The sequence below is a fragment of the Bacillus sp. FSL R5-0416 genome, assembly GCF_037975425.1.
Taxonomy (GTDB): Bacteria; Bacillota; Bacilli; order Bacillales; family Bacillaceae; genus Bacillus; species Bacillus subtilis.
The window spans coordinates 227056-241680 of record NZ_CP150252.1 but is presented as its reverse complement, the minus strand read 5'-3'; the positions used below and the strand labels follow the sequence as shown (position 1 = coordinate 241680).

At 45.0% G+C, this 14625-nt stretch carries 14 protein-coding genes; 5 read left to right on the top strand and 9 right to left on the bottom strand.

Annotated features, from left to right (window positions below):
• Window positions 1-24: 24 nt before the first annotated feature.
• From cesB to purT, 4 genes are all read right to left on the bottom strand, one after another.
• On the bottom strand, window positions 25-915 hold the full coding sequence (gene cesB / locus NYE20_RS01345) for an enantioselective carboxylesterase CesB (protein WP_339184266.1): 891 nt from the start codon (window positions 913-915) through the stop codon (window positions 25-27).
• 170 nt (window positions 916-1085) lie between these two features.
• Window positions 1086-1484, bottom strand: a complete 399-nt coding sequence (locus NYE20_RS01340) for a YbfJ family protein (protein ID WP_085186668.1) — start codon at window positions 1482-1484, stop codon at window positions 1086-1088.
• Complete coding sequence (gene mpr, locus NYE20_RS01335; protein WP_085186666.1) at window positions 1447-2388, bottom strand: extracellular metalloprotease Mpr; 942 nt, start codon at window positions 2386-2388, stop codon at window positions 1447-1449. Before mpr ends, NYE20_RS01340 begins: the two co-directional genes overlap by 38 nt.
• Before the next feature lie 143 nt (window positions 2389-2531).
• Entirely contained in the window at window positions 2532-3701 is a 1170-nt protein-coding gene (gene purT / locus NYE20_RS01330; RefSeq protein WP_257475332.1) for a phosphoribosylglycinamide formyltransferase 2, read from the bottom strand.
• A gap of 215 nt (window positions 3702-3916) precedes the next feature.
• On the opposite strand from purT, the gene NYE20_RS01325 reads away from it, so the two are divergent.
• The gene (locus tag NYE20_RS01325; protein WP_161621313.1) at window positions 3917-4744 is read left to right on the top strand and encodes an AraC family transcriptional regulator; all 828 of its coding nucleotides are present in this window, start codon (window positions 3917-3919) and stop codon (window positions 4742-4744) included.
• Window positions 4741-5661 carry a DMT family transporter gene (locus tag NYE20_RS01320; RefSeq protein WP_159376623.1) on the top strand — a complete coding sequence of 307 codons (921 nt, stop codon included), beginning with the start codon at window positions 4741-4743 and terminating at the stop codon, window positions 5659-5661. The genes NYE20_RS01325 and NYE20_RS01320 overlap by 4 nt, the downstream gene beginning before the upstream one ends.
• Before the next feature lie 259 nt (window positions 5662-5920).
• Here the strand turns inward: NYE20_RS01320 and NYE20_RS01315 are convergent, their stop codons facing one another.
• The 3 genes from NYE20_RS01315 to NYE20_RS01305 all read right to left on the bottom strand — a co-directional run bounded on the left by NYE20_RS01315 (window position 5921) and on the right by NYE20_RS01305 (window position 8425).
• Window positions 5921-7171, bottom strand: a complete 1251-nt coding sequence (locus tag NYE20_RS01315; protein ID WP_161621782.1) for an MFS transporter — start codon at window positions 7169-7171, stop codon at window positions 5921-5923.
• Window positions 7168-8085 (bottom strand): helix-turn-helix domain-containing GNAT family N-acetyltransferase, encoded by a 918-nt coding sequence (locus NYE20_RS01310; RefSeq protein WP_070548436.1) that lies wholly within the window; start codon window positions 8083-8085, stop codon window positions 7168-7170. Before NYE20_RS01310 ends, NYE20_RS01315 begins: the two co-directional genes overlap by 4 nt.
• Before the next feature lie 91 nt (window positions 8086-8176).
• Complete coding sequence (locus NYE20_RS01305) at window positions 8177-8425, bottom strand: YbeF family protein (RefSeq protein ID WP_015715167.1); 249 nt, start codon at window positions 8423-8425, stop codon at window positions 8177-8179.
• A gap of 296 nt (window positions 8426-8721) precedes the next feature.
• Here NYE20_RS01305 and glpT point away from each other — a divergent pair, with 296 nt between their 5' ends.
• Window positions 8722-10056 carry a glycerol-3-phosphate transporter gene (glpT, locus tag NYE20_RS01300; protein ID WP_003246460.1) on the top strand — a complete coding sequence of 445 codons (1335 nt, stop codon included), beginning with the start codon at window positions 8722-8724 and terminating at the stop codon, window positions 10054-10056.
• A 98-nt stretch (window positions 10057-10154) separates the two neighbouring features.
• The gene (locus tag NYE20_RS01295) at window positions 10155-11036 is read left to right on the top strand and encodes a glycerophosphodiester phosphodiesterase (RefSeq protein ID WP_072173706.1); all 882 of its coding nucleotides are present in this window, start codon (window positions 10155-10157) and stop codon (window positions 11034-11036) included.
• Between the two features lie 45 nt (window positions 11037-11081).
• On the opposite strand, the gene NYE20_RS01290 is transcribed toward NYE20_RS01295, so the two are convergent.
• A complete protein-coding gene (locus NYE20_RS01290) occupies window positions 11082-12701 on the bottom strand; it encodes an APC family permease (protein ID WP_003246447.1) in 1620 nt (539 codons plus the stop codon).
• A gap of 267 nt (window positions 12702-12968) precedes the next feature.
• Here NYE20_RS01290 and NYE20_RS01285 point away from each other — a divergent pair, with 267 nt between their 5' ends.
• The gene (locus NYE20_RS01285) at window positions 12969-13229 is read left to right on the top strand and encodes a hypothetical protein (protein WP_003234883.1); all 261 of its coding nucleotides are present in this window, start codon (window positions 12969-12971) and stop codon (window positions 13227-13229) included.
• A 40-nt stretch (window positions 13230-13269) separates the two neighbouring features.
• Here the strand turns inward: NYE20_RS01285 and cypC are convergent, their stop codons facing one another.
• A complete protein-coding gene (gene cypC / locus NYE20_RS01280; RefSeq protein ID WP_064672069.1) occupies window positions 13270-14523 on the bottom strand; it encodes a fatty-acid peroxygenase in 1254 nt (417 codons plus the stop codon).
• Between the last annotated feature and the right edge of the window lie 102 nt (window positions 14524-14625).

The window sequence follows — 14625 nt, the reverse complement described above, 5'->3', positions numbered from 1 at the left end:
ATGCCAATCTTTTCATGTTCCTTACTAGTTTATCCCCCCGCATAAAAAGGACAAGACGCGTTGATTGACGTACTCTGGCTGCTCCAGAGATAACAGATGTCCGGCGTTCTTTACGATTTCAGCCTGAATTCCCGGCACCAATACCGAAGCCCGCTCAAAGGCCATTTGCTGATGGTACATGACCTCGTGCTCACCGAACATCAGCAGTACCGGGACTTGTATCGATTTCAATTCCTGGTCTGTGAACACGTACGGAAAGCCGTTTTCTGTCGGCTTCAGGCTCCTTTGTTCATCCTGCCATTCCACGCCCGCCACAATTTGTCTTTGCAGTAAAGGATGCAGATCATAACTGTCGCCTGTGATCCACTTGATATATGATTCAGCTCCTTTTGCCCCTGTAAGCTCTGCAGCGTATTTATAGACATCCGGATGAAATGAAATAAACGCTTCAGCGGGACTCATAACAACCGCCCGCTCTACTCTTTCAGGCGCGCAGAGTAAGAAATTCACGATATGGGACCCGCCAAGCGAAAGACCGGCCAGGTGTGCCGTCTCAAGTCCAAGAGAATCAAAGACATCTTTCATCCATTCTGCAAAATCAGCTCTCGTTTCCATGGCTGCTGATGGTATACTTTTATTTTTGTCTCCTATTATATCGACCGCATATGTACGAAATTGACGGCTCAACGCCGCGATATTCGGATACCACATTGCAGAGCTGAAAAGGCCCCCGTGAAGCAAAATGAGCGAAGGTGCGTCCTTTGGCCCACTTGCAATGATATGTGTTTTTCCAAAACGAGTAGAAACATAGAATGCTTCCGACTCAATCGGCCACAAAGAAAGGCTTTGATCATATGCCTGGTAAAAACGCAGACCACTTTCAACCGCGGCAAACTGCATTGAATCTTGTATCATCTTCTTCTTTTTCCTCCGGGTTTGATTAATATAAAATAAAGGATAACGCCCCTTTTGTCTCGTAAGAAAAAATACCTATTTCTTATTATCTCACATAATAAATTTCCAGTATATAGTTTGGTTTCCTGCAATAAATAAAAAAGGCAGTTCCCTTAAAATCAAGGAAACTGCTATTCTTTGAAGACTAATGGAATGGCATGATCTTTTTTTTCCTCTGTTAACGAGATGTGATGGGTTACTGATGTTTCACCCTTCGTCAACGCGACTGAGTAATCTCCTTTTCTGCCGGTATCCCATTTGATATCTCCGTTTTTGTCTGTTTTACCGAGTATCTCGCCAATCTCTGTACTCGGCTCCTCGTCTGAGGCAGGCGCTTTGACAATCGTCACTTGAACCCCTTCGACCGGCAGCCCCTTAGCATCCTCCACATGAAGAGTGACAGGAATAGTCGTTTCTTTTGGAGAAGAATGCGTCTGCGAACTGCACCCGCATAAAAACAAAATAGACATGAATATGGCTAGTTTGCTGTATTTATTGATTTGCCCAATATTGAATATTGTTGAATACATCGTTCGTCACCCTTGTTCCCAAGTTATATGACGATCCTCCGTTCGTGTGAATGGCAATAGCTGTCTGCCCTGTATCACTGTAGTTTCGATAAACAGGCGAGCCGCTTTGGCAGCCGTACGTATCGGTTGTATAGGTCAGCTTATACGTTTCAGCGGAGCGAATCGGCTTTGTATCAGACCACATCGTGCCAAAGGTTTTGTCACACGGGAATCCTGTCACTGACGAGGAAAGGCCCACGGGACTGCTGCTGTTTGTAGTCCGGTAGCCGTACCAGCCAACCGTGTTTCCAGGAGAACCGTTTAATTTAATAGCTCCGTAATCATAATTGGTGTCTTTGCTTTCCGTCCATCCTTTGACGGAGTAAAACATCGTGCCTGAATAAGTACCGTACGGGTATGACGAACCATTGCGGCCCGGCGCGGCGGTTATCGTCGAAGCCCATCCATGATCCTGGCTGTACACACAATGTCCAGCTGTGACGACTGTATTTGGATTGACTAAAAATCCGGTACATCCATAAGTGCTTGAAGTGTTGGGATACTTGATTGACAGTTGAACAGTTGCTCTATATGGAAAAGATGTCGTGCTGGAGATTCTGGTGCGTTCATCAGTTCCGATAATGCTCGAAGGCTGTAAGGTTTTAATATTTTTCTCCAGTTCCGTTTGGCCGCCGTATAACGGTTTACTTGTTTTTCCGGTTCCCTCATAAGGGGCGGAAACCTGTTCTGCTTTTGACGTTTGGTTTTTCGTAGCATCAGCTTCTTTACCAGTATTCGATACAGAAGTTTGCGGGTTCTCTGCCGCTTTTGCCGGTACGCCAAAAGATACCGCTGCTGCCAAAGCCAAACACAAAACCGTTAAGTAAGCGAACCATTGTTTTCTGAATCTTGGAACTAATTTCATTTTGTCATCTCCCTCCTTTAGTGTCAACCACCCGTATTGATGGAAGACTTTTACATTATAATCGGGTTTCTGATTCTTATGATAAAACTTTTACGGAGAAAGAAAAAAACAGGCCTTGTACCATGACAAGGCCTGCTCAAACTCTATTTTATCGTTAGCTGGTCCAACGCTTTCTTTGCATTCTCTCTTGCCGTTTCAACTGTATCAGCAGCAGAAAGCGCAACTGCCATACGACGTCCGGCTTTCGTTATCGGCTTTCCAAAGACGCGCATTTGAGTCTTTGGGACTGCCAGTGCGTTTTCCAATCCTTCAACAGTGTAATCCGCTAATTCTTCCGGCGCTTTGAGGGGCCTGCTGGCGCCAGGAGAAAGCTGTGTGATTTCTGTAATCGGAAAGCCGAGAATCGCCCGGACATGCAGCGCAAATTCTGACAAATTTTGCGTCACCAGCGTGACAAGACCCGTATCATGCGGACGGGGAGATACCTCACTGAAATATACCCTATCTTTCGCAAGGAACAGCTCAACACCAAACAGGCCGTATCCGCCAAGCTCATCCGTGATCGTTTTCGCAATATGCTTCGCTTCTTCTATTTGCTGCTCTGTCATATCATGCGGCTGCCATGATTCGATATAATCCCCGTCCTTTTGCACATGACCGATCGGCTCGCAAAATGCCGTACCGTTAACCGCACGTACGGTTAAGAGTGTGATTTCTGATTCGAATGGGATAAACTCCTCAACGATCACGCGGCCGTTTTTCACCCGTCCGCCTTCCATCGCCGTCTCCCAGCAGCTCTCTAAATCCGCTTCAGAGCGGCAGATGCTTTGGCCTTTTCCAGAAGAACTCATCAATGGTTTAACGACACAAGGAAAACCGATCTGTGCTGCCGCTTGTATAAATTCATCATATGTATTCGCAAATTCATAGCCAGCCGTCGCAAGTCCAAGCGTTTCCGCCGCAAGCCGTCTGATGCCTTCCCGATCCATCGTCAGCTTGGCCGCACGGGCATTCGGGATGACGTGAAATCCTTCCTCTTCAAGCTTCAGCAATTCATCCGTCGCGATCGCCTCAACCTCAGGCACAATCAAATCCGGCTTTTCTTTCTCAATAATGGTTCTGATCTGCTCTGGGTCCAGCATATCAACGACATAACTGTTATGCGCGACCTGCATCGCCGGAGCATGCTCGTAACTGTCAACTGCCACCGTCTGTACCCCAAGACGCTGGGCTTCAATCACTACCTCTTTACCTAATTCACCTGAACCTAACAATAAAACCTTCTTTGATTGATACATCTTTGCCCCTCCTATCTGTTCCAAACCATTATAACTGAAATATTTGAAAAATAAATTTTTATTAAAAAAGATAAAATTATTATTGAGGGTTAAAATCTTTTAAATTCTTAAACGAAAGCAGACCAATAACGGTCTGCTATCTCTATTCCTAAACAGCAACATCATACAAGAAATCCCCCAAAATCATGCTACACTTAATCCAAGACCACCACACCGACAGGAGGCATCCCATGCAAAACGAAACCCGCACATTGCAGCTTGACCCAAACCTTCATATAGAAGCCTACCGTTTCAAGGGAATTATGCAAAAGTTCCCGAACCACTTTCACGATTATTATGTGATTGGATTTATTGAAAAAGGGCAACGGTATCTGGCCTGTCAGGATCAAGAATATATCATCAATCCAGGTGATCTTCTCCTCTTTAACCCTCGTGACACGCATAGCTGTGAACAGATTGACGGCCGGACGCTTGATTATCGGTGTATCAATGTCATGCCGGATATCATGGAGAAGGCGGTGAAAGAGATTACTGGCTCCGGGCATCTCCCTTATTTCTCCCAGCATGTGTTATTCCGCCATGAGCTGACAGCCAGCCTGCAGGAATTGCATATTTTGATATCCGAGGAAAAACAAGCTTTGCGTAAGGAGGAGCTGTTTCTTCATCTATTAGAAGAGCTGATCCGCCATTATTCAGATGTCACGTTCCTTAGCAGCGTTCCAGAACCATCAGACGAAGTCAAAATGGTTTGTGAATTTTTAGAAGAGCATTATGCCGAAAATGTCACACTCAATGATTTGAGTGAATTAACAGGCTGGAGCAAGTATCATTTATTGCGTTCATTTACAAAACAAAAAGGCATTACCCCTAATAGCTACATGGAAACAATCCGGATTAATCAAGCGAAAAAACTTCTTGAACAAGGGGTAAGGCCGATTGATGCGGCATTTCAGACAGGATTCAGCGATCAGAGTCATATGACGAAGTTTTTTAAACGGCAGGTGGGGCTGACGCCGAAGCAATACATGAAGATTTTTGAAAAGGAGCTTCACAGATGAACATACAAAGAAAAACTTCGGGGCATATCGCAGCCATTGTGACCATTCTGATTTGGGGGACGACCTTTATTTCGACAAAAGTTCTGCTGGCTGACTTCTCTCCAATGGAAATATTATTTTATCGGTTTTTGATGGGCTTTATCGCTCTTATCCTCGTCCGTCCCAACATGATTCCGTTCAGAAATTGGCGGCAGGAGCTGTTGTTTGCCGGGGCTGGTTTATTTGGCGTAACCTTATACTTTCTATTAGAAAATATAGCTCTCACCTATACATACGCATCCAATGTCGGCATGATCGTGTCCATTATACCGATGATCACTGCGGTTTTGGCCCATTTTCTGCTCGAAGGCGAAAAACTGCGTCTGACTTTTTTGATTGGATTTGTCTCGGCACTGATCGGGCTTTTATTGATTACGTTTAACGGCAATGTGGTACTTCGTCTAAATCCGCTCGGAGACATCATGGCAGCCGGGGCTGCTCTCGTGTTTGGCGGATACTCGATATTCATGAAAAAATTAAGCGCCTACGAATACCACATCATCGAGCTGACACAGAGAGTATTTTTGTATGGCCTATTATTTATGGTTCCTGCTTTATTTTTGTTCGACTTCCATTTTGACCTAAGCCGATTTTCATCTGCTTCAAATATACTCAACATGCTTTTCTTAGGGATTGGCGCTTCGGCCCTGTGCTTCGCCACTTGGAATTACTCAGTCGGCGTGCTCGGAGCCGTCAAATCCAGTGCGTATATATACATGGTCCCGGTTATCACAATCGCCGCTTCCGTCCTGATCCTGCATGAAAACATGACATGGATCGCTCTTCTAGGAGGCGCCCTTACGCTTTTAGGCCTCTACATCTCGGAGATGAAACCGAAAGCGAAGCTGTTGGAGAACGAATGTAAAATGGATGCTTAATGTCTAAATTACAGTTTATGGGTAGACGACAGACATCTCACGCTGCGTTACAAATCAACTATTGTGAAAATATGTTAAATAATCTCAACTTCCCAATAGATGTTTGAGGTTTTACGCTAATATAATCGTTCAGAACGCTTCAAACAAAAATCCGAAAACGCCCGCATAGTCGGTATGATCGACTTCGTATTAGAACAAAAATACAAAAAAAGCATCTCTGAATAATCTCGAAATCAGAGATGCTTTCCCTTTGTCCTCATCACTTGTCTACCACAGCCGCACTGTCACGCGTGACCGCAGCTGGCTCCCTCAGCATCACATTCATTACGCTCGCAAGCACGAGCATTCCAATCGACAAATAAAAAGCCAGTGTATACTCACCCGTTACCGTGTAGATGACGCCGGGCACATACGCACCTAGTGCCGATCCGATCTGATGGGCGAGTGACAGCCAGCCAATCATGAGGCCGATCGAGTAGTTTTGAAAGTACTGGGTGGCGAGCATTTGAGTCGGTGCTACCGTTGCAAAGTCCACTAATCCAAACAGAATCGCAAAGGCTAAAAGCAAGTAGGGCTCGTGGCTGTAAATAAGAATCACGATCGACAGCGCCCGCACCGCATATAAAAAGCACAGGATTTTCCGGCTGCTCCACCGGTCCGCTACAATTCCGGACAGCAAGATGCCAGCAATATTAAAGCCTGCCAGCAGACTGACAGCAGCACTCGTGACTGTTGTTGAAAAGCCATGATCATGAGAAAACGGAATCAAATGGGTATCCATCAGCCCCACGGTCGTAAATCCACAGATCAAAAACGGAAAAATCAAGAACCAGAATTGCCTCATACGAAACATCCCGGCCACTGAAAGAGCTGTTGTTTTGGGTGCTGTTTCTTTTTCTGATGCAGCCAGTCCGCCTATCGGCTCTGTATTCTTTTCTGAAGGATTGTTCCGCAGCATCAGCAGCGCAGCCGGAAAGACAATCAAGATTAACAGCAGTCCCAACACCACAACCGTCAGCTTCCAGCTAAACCAATGGATCAACATGAGTGAGCCGGGAACGAGAAGCATTTGCCCTGCGCCAAAGCCTGCTTCCATGATCCCAAAGGCTAGTCCCCGCTTTTGGCTGAACCAATTGACGACCAATACACTTGCCGCCACATTCGATGCTCCGCCCACTCCAAGCGAGACACCCAGCCCATAAAGCAGAAACAGCTGCCAAGGCGAAGTCACTAGGTATGTTAAGAAAATGCTGACTCCTGTCAGTAACGCACTCCATGCCAAAACAGCCCGAGCACCCCATTTGTCCACAAGCCGACCGATCACAGGCTGTGATATGCCATAAACAATAAAACTCACCGTCGAAATCAGCGAGATGGTGCTTCTATCCATTGAAAACTGCCGTTCCCACGGCTCCACAAACGCACCAAATGACAGCCGCACCCCCTGAACTGCCAATAAGATCAAAAAGGTGACGGAGACGATGATCCACGCATAATGCAGTCTTTTCATGACAGTTCCAAATCCCACCGTTCTTCTGTCAGCTGCTGTCCCCATAATGGCGCTTCTTGTTTTACTTCACTTATCCTGAATCCAAATTTTTTATAGAGCGGACGAGCCTCAGCCATCGTGCTCACCGTCCAAAGGAAAATGCGGTCAAACTTCATGTCTTGGCAGTATGCAACCAGATGCTCCAGCAATTGCGTGCCGAGCCCCCTGCCCCGAAAATCCGCATCAACCAGAAACCATCTGAGCTGGACTGTCTTTTCATCATGCTTGACCAACCCGACAGAGCCAGCAAATTTCCCGCCGCTTTCCGCAATCCATATTTTTTCGATGTCAGCGTCAAATGTCTCCTGAAGATAAGCTAAAAACGTGTCATCCCAACCGTGAGCCTCCGCGTAAAATTGTCTTTGTTTCTCAATAAGGAGTTGAAGATCCTCCGAAAGAAAATAATCTCTAATCGATATCTCTGATGTTCTGGCAGAAAGCGACTGTGAAAGGATCGCTTCAATCTCTGCCATCGCCTCGGCAAGCCTGTGCTGCTCCTTTTGGTTGATTTCCTTCAGCATCAGTTCTACTTGTTCGTTGGCTTTCTCCTCCAGCTTTTTATAAATCGTTTTTCCTGTTTCTGTGACAAAAATATAATGGTGGCGAGCGTCATCTTTGCTCCTCTGTTTATAGATCAAATCTTCTTTTTCAAACTGCTTCACAATCCTGCTGACATATCCCCGGTCAAGCCCCAGTTTATCCTGAAGAGCTTTTGCCGTACAATTAGGCGTATTATAAATCTCAAATAAAATCCGTGTTTCTGTTAAGGAAAACGGGCTGTCGTAAATGTGCTCATTAAGGAAACCAAGGACGTTTGTATAAAATCGATTGAACTTTCTGAATTTTAACCCGACAGATGATTCTCTTGTTTTCAAATCAATCCCCACTTTCTAATATTGTTGACTAAGGCAATTATAATCATATATAGTTGCTTTAATCAACGATATGTTAGAAAGTGAGGTCTTTTTAATTTCCTGATTCCTTCCTTTTCCTTACCACAATCAATGTGATATAGGATAAAGCCAGAGAAACCAAGCTATAGACAACAGCCCATCCCAAAAATGATTCATTAAAAATGGTAAAGGTGAGCACAAGAGAAATCACCAAACTAAGCATTGGCATCAGATACGGGTTTTTACAAATACAGGTCCCGACAATCGATAGCAGCATAATTCCTAACGGTAAAATAAAGAATGCGATATCTAATTCATCCACCTTTAAACAGCCTCCCTCCAGATTTTTATGTTACTAGTAAAAAAATATAATTTCATTTAGTAAAAGGATAATATTTACTTCCCTAAGGCCCAATTTGAAAATTACCCGTTTACATTCGCTCCGGACTATGATAATTTAAGAAAGCGCTATCATGATAAGTTAATAGCTTGGATGGAGATGAGGAGAGCCAGGAATCCAACCCCTTTTGACAAGGGGTGTTTTCTGGCTCTTTTTGTTTTTCGGGAAAGGAGGTACGCCACACATCCAGCACAAACAGCAAAGGGGGATAATTATTAATGCTTAATATATTTAAACCGGCTCCTCATATTGAGAGACTGGATGATTCAAAGATGGATGCGGCATACAAACGGCTCAGACTGCAAGTATTCATTGGTATTTTCATTGGCTACGCAGGCTACTACCTGCTGCGGAAAAACTTTGCCTTTGCCATTCCTTATCTGCAGGAACAGGGATTTTCGAAAACAGAACTGGGTTTGGTGCTGGCCGCTGTGTCCATTGCGTACGGCTTCAGCAAATTCATCATGGGAATGGTGTCTGACCGCTGTAATCCGAGATATTTTCTGGCGACAGGCCTATTTTTATCAGCAATCGTTAATATTCTATTCGTTTCAATGCCTTGGGTGACTTCGAGCGTCACCATCATGTTTATTTTTATGTTTATCAACGGATGGTTTCAAGGAATGGGCTGGCCGCCATGCGGCAGGACGATGGCCCATTGGTTCTCCATAAGTGAACGCGGCACAAAAATGTCGATCTGGAATGTCGCCCATAACATAGGCGGCGGTATTCTTGCTCCGCTTGTCACTCTTGGGATCGCGATGTTCGTCACTTGGAAAAGCGTGTTTTTCTTCCCTGCCATCATCGCCATTATCATTTCATTTTTAATTGTTTTATTGGTTCGTGATACGCCTCAATCCTGCGGACTCCCGCCAATTGAAGAGTATCGGAATGACTATCCAAAACACGCTTTTAAAAATCAGGAAAAAGAATTAACAACAAAAGAAATTCTTTTTCAATATGTGCTGAACAACAAATTTCTTTGGTACATCGCTTTTGCCAATGTATTTGTTTATTTCGTGCGATACGGCGTGGTTGACTGGGCGCCTACTTACTTAACAGAAGCCAAAGGCTTTTCTCCTGAAGACTCGCGCTGGTCGTATTTTCTTTACGAATACGCAGGCATACCGGGAACAATCTTGTGCGGCTGGATCAGTGACCGATTCTTCAAAAGCCGCCGGGCACCTGCAGGCGTTTTGTTTATGGCGGGTGTTTTCATTGCCGTATTGGTGTACTGGCTGAATCCGGCCGGCAATCCGCTCGTGGACAATATCGCCCTGATCAGCATTGGCTTCTTAATCTACGGACCTGTTATGCTGATCGGCCTGCAAGCGATTGATCTAGCACCGAAAAAAGCAGCCGGAACTGCAGCCGGTTTGACCGGATTTTTCGGATACATCGGCGGATCCGCTTTCGCAAACGCCATTATGGGCTTTGTCGTTGACCGCTTTAATTGGAACGGCGGCTTTATCATGCTGATCTCTTCCTGCATTCTTGCCATCGTCTTCTTGGCTTTGACGTGGAATACAGGAAAACGGGCAGAGCATGTTTAAGAAAGACACATAAAAGATTAATAGTTTTCCAACACGCCGTTTACATCCGTTTTTTAATATGAAAGACAGGTAGTGCTTATCTATAAGGAGGAGAAATCATGAGAAAAAATAGAATACTGGCCTTGTTTGTTCTGTCGCTGGGATTACTCTCATTTATGGTAATGCCAGTGTCGGCAGCGTCAAAAGGAAACCTGCTGTCACCTGACCGTATCCTGACCGTCGCGCACAGAGGGGCTTCTGGATATGTGCCTGAGCACACGATTCTGTCTTACGAAACCGCTCAGAAAATGAAAGCAGATTATATTGAATTAGATCTGCAAATGACAAAAGACGGGAAATTGATTGTCATGCACGATGAAAAACTGGACCGTACCACAAACGGAACGGGCTGGGTGAAAGACCATACGCTCGCAGACATTAAGAAGCTTGACGCCGGTTCTTGGTTTAATGAAGCCTATCCGGAAAAAGCAAAGCCGCAGTACGTCGGCCTTAAAGTTCCTACATTAGAAGAGGTATTAGACCGTTTCGGAAAGCACGCGAACTACTACATTGAAACAAAATCGCCTGACACCTACCCAGGTATGGAAGAAAAACTGATCGCTTCTTTGCAGAAACATAAATTACTGGGTAAGCATTCTAAGCCAGGCCAGGTGATCATTCAATCGTTCAGCAAAGAAAGTCTGGTAAAAGTCCATCAATTACAGCCAAAACTGCCGACCGTTCAATTGCTGGAAGCCAAACAAATGGCGTCAATGACAGATGCTGCCCTGGAAGAAATCAAAACATACGCTGTCGGTGCGGGCCCGGATTATAAAGCTTTAAATCAAGAAAACGTCCGTATGATCCGCAGCCACGGCCTCCTGCTTCACCCTTACACAGTCAATAATGAAGCTGATATGCATCGCCTGCTTGATTGGGGCGTAACAGGAGTGTTCACCAACTATCCTGATCTTTTCCACAAAGTAAAAAAGGGTTATTAAAAGCAAAAAACCTTGCGACAACTATCGCAAGGTTTTCTTCATATTTTATTCTTTTCCGGCAGCAGCTTCTGACTGTCCATTAAGCAGCTGAGAATTTATCTCTTTCGCATCCTTTAAGTATTCTGTCTGGTAGCCGCTCTTCAGCGCCCACACATAGAATACAAGTGATACCATCGCAATCAGAACCATATCCCAGCCATAATGAATGACATTCAGGCCGCCGAATTTATCACTGCCCAAATAAGAAATGACCATCATGGCCAGCAGATAAAACACCATCCAGACGCCGGCTTTGAAGTTTCGGCCAAACCCTTTCCATTTCGCCTTCGCCTGATAATAGAAATAAATCGGAAGACCGATCAGGATAATAAACAGAACCTGTCCTGTTAACGGCCAGCGCGCCCAATACAGCACCAGTGACGCAAAGATAAATCCAAGCGGCGCAATCACGTTTAAACCTTTTAAACGAAGAGGCCTGTACAGGTCTTTCCCCGTCCGTCTCAATGTCATGACTGTGATCGGGCCGGTGATATAAGAAATTAACGTAGCAACGGAAATAATTTCCGCTAATACGCCCCACCCTCTGAACAGGAACAAAAAGATGAACGACACAATCAAGTTAAAGAACATTGCTTGTCGCGGAACGCCGTAAATCGGATGAAGCTTCCCGAATATACTCGGCATGTATTTGTTTTTTTCCATTCCGTAAATCATTCGGGACGTTGTCGCCGTATACGTAATCCCTGTTCCAGACGGTGATACAAATGCATCCGCATATAACACAATAACTAGCCAGTTAATATTCAGCGCAATCGCCAGATCAGCAAAAGGAGAATTAAAATTCAGATGGCTCCAGCCGTGAGCAATATCAGAAGGATTCACAGCTCCAATGAAGGCGATCTGCAGCAGGACATAAATCACTGTCGCAACGAAAAGAGAGCCAACAACCGCAATCGGGATTGATTTCCCCGGGTTTTTTGCTTCACCCGCCATATTAATCGGGCTTTGGAAACCATTAAACGCAAAAACGATACCTGAAGTGGCAACCGCCGTCAGCACACTTGCCCAGCCATTCGGCGCAATGCTTTGACCGCCAGTAAAGTTTTCTCCGTGGAATCCGACAAACAGCAAAGCTCCAATCGTAAGACCCGGAATAATAATTTTAAAAATCGTAATTAATGAATTCGCTTTCGAAAATAGATTGACTGTCCAGTAGTTCAGCAGAAAATAAATGAGAAGCAATACAGAGGCAAACGCTAGTCCTTCCCCAGTCAGCGTTCCATTCTTCACCAAACCGCTTGTCCATTTCGCCCATTCCCAAGGCCAAGAACTCATATATTGAACGGAGGCCACCGCTTCAACCGGAATGACGGACACAATCGCAATCCAGTTGGCCCAGCCCGCAATAAAACCGATAAACGAACCGTGTGAATATTGCGTGTATTTGACCATTCCCCCCGCTTCAGGGAACATAGAACCTAGTTCACTATAAGAAAGAGCAATAAATAAAATGACGACCATTCCAATAACCCATGAAATAATAGCAGCTGGTCCTGCTATTTGAGCCGCACGCCAAGCCCCGAACAGCCAGCCTGAACCGATCATCGACCCTAGCCCGACCATCATGAGGGAAAACGTTCCCATTCTTCGATGCAATTGATTCATATCGTAAACACCTTTCATGTATGATGACATTCTCTTGCTAATTATATTATTATTCTGATTACTTTACTTTGTCAATATTTATCGAATTTTGACTGAAACTATAATAAGTCAATGTATATTACCTTCCAATACAGGAATGAAGTCACTAGTTTCTTCTTAAATGGAATTTACTGTTAATCCCAACGATAAAAACACAATAGGTTTAGCTATTTCCAAAACGGGAATGATACAGGAAACACTATTCTTAAAATAGAAAGGAGTATCACCATGAAACAAAAGCTGTTACTTTCAGGTCTCGCTGTTTCAACTGTCGGCATCACTTCTTATCTATTAAAAGACCCGTCAAATCGCCAAAAGGCAAGAGAATTCATTCACAGCATGAAGATGAAAATAACAAAACAGCCCGATATGGAAACGTTCCCAGTTGATAAAGCCGGCCACCCGGACCCGCAAGATATCGAGGATAACAAAATGGTATCAGAAGGCTCCATGTATCCCGTCCAATACTACGATGAAAAAAAGAAGTAATCAAAAAGCTCTCTTCGATAAAGGAAGAGAGCTTTTTGATTTAACTTTTTCGTCTGATTCCGCTCATTACGAAGCCGCTTTCAGGCAATGACGGCATTCTGGCGAGACTGTAATGCAGTGATTGTTCCGGAACATCGTATTCAATCTGATGGACGAGGAAATCCAGGCTCGCTTTCATGACTTCAATTGTAATGCCTTCCCCTGGACAGCGGTGGCCTTTCTCGGCGTGCCCCCCGCCTTGAGGAATCATATCAAACGGATTTTCTTCCCGCTCCGCAAATCGTTCCGGCCGGAATTCATCGGGATGATCCCATAGACGAGGGTCGTGATTCGTTCCATATACATCAAGCAGCACCGATGTGCCCTTCTTAAACTCACAGTTACTCCATACAAAATCTTTTTTGACAAGCGCCCCTAAAAACGGGCCGAACGGATAATATCTGCGGACCTCCTGCACAAACATTTCTCTTTCCCGGCTGTTTCCAGACCGCAGCCATTCCTTATACTTCGGATGCTCATGAAGCGCCAAAGCTGAAAACACCAGAAAGTAAGAAATGGCGACAATAGGCCGCAATACATTAATCAGCTCAATGGCTGCCATGCGGGAATCCAGCTGGCTTCCATCTTCTTGTGTGTGAAAAGCCATTTCATGCAGCGCTGTTCCGGGAGTCGTTTTCAGCAAGCCGGCACGAGCATCTTCAATCATGACTTCAATCCACTCTTCCGCACGCGGCCTTGCTCTTCTTCCTTTCCAATGCCGCGGTCCCACAGCACCGAACGCGTCGACCATGTCAATGAAGTCATCCGCTCTCTCTTTGACTTCCGTTTCCTTCAACGGAACACCTGCCCAATAGCACGCTACCCGGCACAGGATTTCTTTTGCTTCCTCAAATAACACAACCTCATCTGCCTTCTCCCATCTTGTGACTGCTGCTTTCCACTCCTCTGTCATCAACTCAGCCAAACGTTTTTGATGCGGCGGTGTCATCAATGACAGAAAAAGCATCTTCCGATGGATATGCGCGCTGCCATCCATTCCCTGAATCGCATTAACACCAAACAGCGATTTCTGCACCCGCTTAGGCAAAGCGTTCTGCCGCTGGAATCGATCCGTATCATAAAACACCTTCGCCGCCTCAGCGCCAGTCATGCAAATAAAGTTTTTTCCCAACAAACGGGCCTGAAACAGATCTGAATTGTAGCGCTCTGTTCTGTTTTTAATAAATAAATACCCTTCCTTCAGCAGCGTCAGGCTGTTATCGAGACTTTTGTCATGTGGAATCTGCTCATTCATCCGCTTACCCTGCCTTCCTTTTTACCCTCTATTTTCACGTTATCTTCCGAATATAAACCCAGTAACAGTATTTGTTTACAAAACCAAATTTAAGCGCTTTTT

Coding starts and splice junctions, on each gene's coding strand:
- cesB (WP_339184266.1), bottom strand. CDS start 915: ATGATACAAGATTCAATGCAGTTTGCCGCGGTTGAAAGTGGTCTGCGT.
- NYE20_RS01340 (WP_085186668.1), bottom strand. CDS start 1,484: ATGTATTCAACAATATTCAATATTGGGCAAATCAATAAATACAGCAAA.
- mpr (WP_085186666.1), bottom strand. CDS start 2,388: ATGAAATTAGTTCCAAGATTCAGAAAACAATGGTTCGCTTACTTAACG.
- NYE20_RS01325 (WP_161621313.1), top strand. CDS start 3,917: ATGCAAAACGAAACCCGCACATTGCAGCTTGACCCAAACCTTCATATA.
- NYE20_RS01320 (WP_159376623.1), top strand. CDS start 4,741: ATGAACATACAAAGAAAAACTTCGGGGCATATCGCAGCCATTGTGACC.
- NYE20_RS01315 (WP_161621782.1), bottom strand. CDS start 7,171: ATGAAAAGACTGCATTATGCGTGGATCATCGTCTCCGTCACCTTTTTG.
- glpT (WP_003246460.1), top strand. CDS start 8,722: ATGCTTAATATATTTAAACCGGCTCCTCATATTGAGAGACTGGATGAT.
- NYE20_RS01295 (WP_072173706.1), top strand. CDS start 10,155: ATGAGAAAAAATAGAATACTGGCCTTGTTTGTTCTGTCGCTGGGATTA.
- NYE20_RS01290 (WP_003246447.1), bottom strand. CDS start 12,701: ATGAATCAATTGCATCGAAGAATGGGAACGTTTTCCCTCATGATGGTC.
- NYE20_RS01285 (WP_003234883.1), top strand. CDS start 12,969: ATGAAACAAAAGCTGTTACTTTCAGGTCTCGCTGTTTCAACTGTCGGC.
- cypC (WP_064672069.1), bottom strand. CDS start 14,523: ATGAATGAGCAGATTCCACATGACAAAAGTCTCGATAACAGCCTGACG.